Annotated in this window: 2 protein-coding genes; both read right to left on the reverse strand. The window is 40.0% G+C overall.

Annotated features, from left to right (window positions below):
• Positions 1-408: 408 nt before the first annotated feature.
• Positions 409-4470 (reverse strand): hybrid sensor histidine kinase/response regulator transcription factor, encoded by a 4062-nt coding sequence (locus tag ACT8YW_RS21265; RefSeq protein WP_444107073.1) that lies wholly within the window; start codon positions 4468-4470, stop codon positions 409-411.
• Positions 4471-4668: 198 nt separating this feature from the next.
• The gene (locus ACT8YW_RS21270) at positions 4669-6039 is read right to left on the reverse strand and encodes a TrpB-like pyridoxal phosphate-dependent enzyme (RefSeq protein WP_444107074.1); all 1371 of its coding nucleotides are present in this window, start codon (positions 6037-6039) and stop codon (positions 4669-4671) included.
• Positions 6040-6269: the final 230 nt, after the last annotated feature.

Here is a 6269-nt window from a genome sequence, read left to right on the forward strand (position 1 = left end):
TCGCACTAATTACGCTAATTTTTAACTAATAAATCAAATACTGATTCGCATTAATGATAATCTCTCTGCAAATATATGGAGTATGACAATTTTACGACTATTGGTATTGTTGAATAGTCTTACATTTTTGTCTAATGTTTTTGTTTGTATGGGATAAAGAAGGTCTTTCTTCTTTAAGGGTTGAAGGATTTTGGGAATTAGCTTTAAGTGTTCGTTATATAGAATATTATTCCTTTTGGTGCAGAAATGAACTATTTCACCACAGAGGACACGGAGGACGCAGAGGTTTCAAAATTCTAATTCATAGATAATTATAACCTCTGTGTCCTCTGTGGTGAAAAGAATCAAAACCGTGCAGAAATGAACATAAATCTCAAGCCAGCAGATTCATATTCGGAATTCAATGATTTATCCTTTTATTTTCTTAATATACTCCGTGGGTAAACATCCGAAATACTTCTTGAAACTCGTAGCAAAATAAGACGGTGTATTGAATCCTACCATTGTACTGACTTCTGCTATTGTATAGCGGCCATCCTTGAGTAACTTTGCAGCTTCGTTGAAACGGATCTTTCGTATAAAATCGATAGTCGATTCGCCTGTGATAGCTTTCAATTTAAGATGCAGATTAGAACGACTCATATTCATTTCTCTGGCAAATTCGTCAGTAGAGAATTCAATATTATCCATGTTTTTTTCTACAATAGCTACGGCACGTTTCAGTAAAGCTTCATCCATGGCGTTAAACGTAATTTTTTCCGGTTCCACTTCCAGGGATTTGGAATACCGTTCAAGCATACGTCTACGGGTACGCATCATATTCTGTATCTTCGTAGTCAGGATAGCAAGTGAGAATGGCTTCGGAATGTAATCATCCGCACCCATTTGCAGACCTTCCATCTGGTCTTTGACTTCGCTTTTAGCAGACAGGATAATCACGGGAATATGACAGGTACGGATATTTTGCTTCACATTCTTACACAGTTTGATACCATCCATCACAGGCATCATGACATCAGTTACAATGATGTCAACTTCATTGTCTTTCAGTTTTTCCAAAGCTTCTTCACCATTTCCGGCTTCCAACGTATTGAAGAGTTCGGCAAGTCCGCTGCTAAGATAATGGCGGATTTCATTATTGTCTTCTACAATAAGAATAGTGCCACGCTTCTTGTCTCCGCCTTCGATCGTTTCGTTTTCAACCTTTTCCGTATCAATGAAATACATTTCTTTCGAGTTGGTGGAATATACCTGACCTTCCTCATTCAGAGTGTCATTAGAAGCCAGCTCGGAGGGTTTGTAGGTATTTATGTCTTGTGGCAGATAAACAGAGAAAGTACTGCCTTTACCCTCTTCACTATCCAGTTCGATACGACCATGGTGCAATTCTACCAGACGTTGTACCAGTGAGAGACCGATACCACTTCCTACGTGCTCACTCTCTATCTGATAAAAACGTTCGAATATTTTTCCCTGTTTGTTGATAGGAATACCAATACCGGTATCACTAACTTGCAGTACCAACCAATTATTTTCCTCTTTCAATGTCACAGTAATGCTTTGACCGCTTTCTGTATATTTGAAAGCATTTGAAAGCAGGTTATTAACAATCAGTTCCAGATAATTAGGATCAAAAAGTTCCTCTTTATCTTCCAATTCGGAATGGAAAGTATAAGTAATCTTTTTGTGGCGTGCCAGTTTATCATAGAACAAGAAATTATCTTGTATGAGTTGATGCGCATTCTCTTTCTTTGCTTTCAGCTCGAAAACTCCCAATTCGGCGCGGCGATAATCCATCAATTGATTGACAAGATGTAGCAGGCGATTAGCGTTGCGTTGGATATATTCCAGTTGATTACGAGTCCAGCGGTCACTGATCTTATTGATTATTTCTTGTAGAGGAGCTAAGATAAGAGTCAATGGCGTGCGAAGCTCATGGGAAATATTGATGAAGAAACGCATCTTCATCTGGTTGATTTCTTCTTGATGTTCCTTATCCCTGCGTTCAATCTCCAATTCTGCCTCCATGCTTTTACGCATCCAGAAGAAGCGGAAGACGAAAGTGATAAAGCCGATAAAAATAGCGAGGAAAAGCACGATTGCCCACCAGGTCTTGTACCATATAGGGAGAACAATGATTTCCAACATCGTAGGAACGGTGTTCCATTTCCCGTCACTATTAGCAGCTTTTACCAGAAAATGATAAGTACCTTGCGGCAAGTTGGAATAGGAGACAGCACGTTTGTCTGTCAGATAATACCACTCTTTATCATATCCTTCCAATTTATAAGCGAAAGTATTGTGTTGACCTGAAATATAGTTGGATACCACAAATTCAAGCGTAAAAGCCGTTTGCCATGATTTTAGCGTGATACTTTCTGTTTCATTGATATTCTTAGTCAAGATACCGGTTTCATCATCCGGACGGACTGTTTTGTTAAACAGTTGAAGTTTAGTGATGACTACCGGAGGAGTGTAAGGGTTGTCCAGTAGGAGTTCCGGGCGGAAAGTTGTGATACCGTTGATACCCCCGAAGTACATTTGCCCGTTAGAGGTGCGGCAGAATGAAGAAGTATTAAACTGATTACTTTGCAACCCGTCAGATTCCGTAAAATTGCGGAACTTCTCTGTCTCCGGATTGAAACAGGAGATACCACGGTTGGTGCTTACCCAGAGACGCCCAAAGGTATCTTCCAGAATACCGTAAACCACATTATTGGGTAAACCGTTAGCAGTCGTATATCGTTTGATTTTCTTCTCTTTTTCATTAAAACAGTAGAAACCTTCACGCGTACCTACCCAAATGATGCCATTGGCTGCTTCATAAATGCAATTGGTAAACATCTTTGTTACAGATGATTCCGGAAGGATAGGAGCTTTTTCTATTTCGATCCCTTCCTGCTGAAAGACTGATATACCTTCTTCACCACCGATCCAAAGACGTTTACGAGAATCTCTGAACAGGATTGTAATTCGTTGTGAAGTAAATGGCGTACCGTCTTTTTCTTTATCTATGGTGGTGAAGCTCCGTTTCTCCGGATTAAAACTAACCAGTGCACTTAAAGTTCCTAATAAGATACTACCCTCCTTGTCAGGAAGAATGGCATACACATTTTCATTGACCAACTGGCTATTCAGCTGGTTGAAACTTTCCATTTGTCCACTGTTGCGGTGGAGAACAGTCAGACCACCGGCATGTGTTCCTATATATACTAATGATTTTTGTTCATCTACATATACGGCTTTGATATTGTTGGAACCAATACCGATTTCCCGTTCGTCTTCCTGCAGGATATAGTGTGTAAACTGTTGTGTATTTGGATTATATAGATTCAATCCACCATCATTTGTTCCTATCCATAAGTTCTTATTCTTATCTTCGGTAATGCAACTGACTACGTTGTCACTTAAAGAATTCTTATATGGAATACGTTGGATATTCTTGAATCTGTTGCGGATCGGATGATAATAGTTTAGTCCTCCGAAATAGGTTCCAAGCCACATTCCGCCCTGCGAATCCATAAAGATACTGCGGACCGAACGCTGTGACAGACTGCCGCTTTCTACCGGACTGCTGCTGTAAGAAACGAAAGAATCGTTTCCTTCATGATAAATGTTTAGATCATTGAATGTGCCTATCCATAGGCGATTTTGCGAATCCAATGCCAGAGAACGGATATAATTGGAACTGATACTTTTAGGATTGGAAGAAGAATGATGATAAGCTTTGACTTCTTGTGTTTTCGGGTTAAATAGAAGTAGACCGGCTCCTTCGGTAGCTATCCAGATGCGGGTAGGAGATTGTTGCAAAATGGCTTGAATCTGTTTAGTGCTCGTTATCGGAGTAATTCTTTCCAGTTTTTTTTGAGGAATGGAGTAGCTGTAAAGCCCGTCAACCGGGGTACCGATATAGATAATATCCCCCTGTCTGTAAAGAGCTGAAGCTATAAGCTTGTGCATAGCGGTACTAAAAGAATCGTCTACAAACTTGGATTCTTTAATATCGAACATGGTCAGTCCTTCCTGTGTACTTATAAGCAACTGTTCCGGTGAGATTTCTGCAATACCATTGATTTGTTGCCGTTTGCCCTTTTTCTCGTAGAAGAAATTTCTGAATTTGTCTTTTTCTTCGTCATAATATGACAAACCATCTCGCGTACCAATCCAGACACGTCCCTGACTGTCAGTTTTTACGATTCGTGAAATATCATTAGCAATACTGTTCGGATCCTCTTCATTATGTTGATAAACTGTAAATGAATACCCGTCATACTTGTTTACTCCATCATAGGTAGCGAACCACATATTACCTCTTTGGTCCTGATCGATAGAGAATACGGTGCTTTGTGATAATCCTTCGTTAATAGAAATATAAGAGAAGTTAATTTGCTCTGGAACTTCAGAAAAAACGCAATTAACCCCTATGCATAGAAAGAGTAGACAGATTGTTGTTTTTTTAAGACTGTTCATTATTAGTTCATAAGATTAATAATGGCATCAAAGATAGCAAAATCTTTTATATGGAAGTATTCAATAGAGAGAAAGTAAATATAGGGAATGAAAAAATACCACCGATTATACAGATTAGCACGGATTTTTATATCGACAATTTTCGAATTACAATTAAACCTGTGTAATCGGTGGTGAAACTTGAAACTGGTAGGTAATTTATTTTGCTAAATCTCCTATTTCGTCTAAATTCTTCTGAATATCATCATCAGTCAATGAATAGTTTACCAAATCACCGGCCAAATACTTATCGTAAGAAGCCATATCGATCAGACCATGTCCGGAAAGATTAAACAGGATTATTTTTTCTTCTCCTGTCTCCTTGCATTTGTTAGCTTCGCGGATAGCTGCTGCAATAGCGTGGCTGGACTCTGGAGCCGGAATAATACCTTCAGACTGTGCAAACAGACAACCAGCTTCGAAAGATTCCAATTGCTGTATATCTACTGCTTCCATCAGATTGTCCTTGAGCAACTGTGAAACGATGACACCTGCACCATGATAGCGAAGACCGCCGGCATGGATATGGGCCGGAGCAAAATTATGTCCTAAGGTAAACATCGGTAGCAACGGAGTATATCCGGCTTCATCGCCGAAGTCATACTGGAACTTACCACGTGTCAGTTTCGGACAAGATGCAGGTTCGGCAGCAACGAAACGAGTCTTTTTTCCTTCCTGTATCGTGTGACGCATGAATGGGAAAGAGATACCTCCGAAGTTGGAACCACCTCCGAAACAACCGATTACGATATCCGGGTATTCGCCTGCCATTTCCATCTGTTTTTCGGCTTCCAGTCCGATAATAGTCTGGTGAAGAGTAACATGGCTAAGTACAGAACCAAGCGTATATTTACAGTTGGGAGTCATTTGTGCCAGTTCAATAGCTTCAGAAATGGCTGTTCCCAATGAACCCTGGTAAGTAGGGTGTTTAGTCAGAATATCCTTACCGGCACGGGTAGACATGGATGGAGAAGGGGTTACCTGTGCTCCAAAAGTCTGCATGATGCTGCGGCGGTATGGCTTTTGTTCATAGCTGATTTTTACCTGATAAACAGCAGCTTCCAAACCGAAAACCTTAGCTGCATAAGAAAGAGCGGCTCCCCATTGTCCGGCACCGGTTTCAGTGGTGATGTTGGTAACTCCTTCTTCTTTGCAATAATAAGCCTGTGCCAATGCAGAGTTCAACTTATGTGAACCGATAGGGCTGACACTTTCATTCTTAAAATATATATGAGCCGGAGTACCGAGTGCTTTTTCCAATCCGTAAGCACGAACCAGCGGAGTACTGCGATAGTACTTATACATTTCGCGTACTTCTTCCGGTATTTCGATCCATGCATCGGTCTGATTCAGTTCCTGATGACACAGTTCCTTAGCGAAAATCGGATACAAGTCTTCCGCTTTCAGCGGTTGTTTGGTTTCCGGATGCAACGGAGGCATAGGTTTGTTTTCCATATCAGCCTGAATGTTGTACCAGTAGTGTGGAATTTCTTCTTCGGGTAAAATATACCGTTTTCTTTTTTCACTCATAATATTGTAGTTTTTTAGTTTCTTGTTGCCAAAAGTACTCATTTTTTTAATATTCAGAAAATTTTGTCAACAAAGAATCGGTTCTAATTGTTATTTTACTTAAGTTTGCACGACCCTGTTAAAAAAGATGATATGAAGATTTATCATAAGTTTTTATTGTATCAAAATAAACTGCTAAAACCCTATGTACGTATCCTGTTAGGACTGGTAGAAGCACTCACCTATCTGGC

This window comes from Bacteroides sp. (assembly GCF_052357945.1).
Classification (GTDB): domain Bacteria; phylum Bacteroidota; class Bacteroidia; order Bacteroidales; family Bacteroidaceae; genus Bacteroides.

What these genes read in the sequence shown, in the direction of transcription:
- ACT8YW_RS21265 (WP_444107073.1), bottom strand. Translation starts at nt 4,470, where the DNA reads ATGAACAGTCTTAAAAAAACAACAATCTGTCTACTCTTTCTATGCATA.
- ACT8YW_RS21270 (WP_444107074.1), bottom strand. Translation starts at nt 6,039, where the DNA reads ATGAGTGAAAAAAGAAAACGGTATATTTTACCCGAAGAAGAAATTCCA.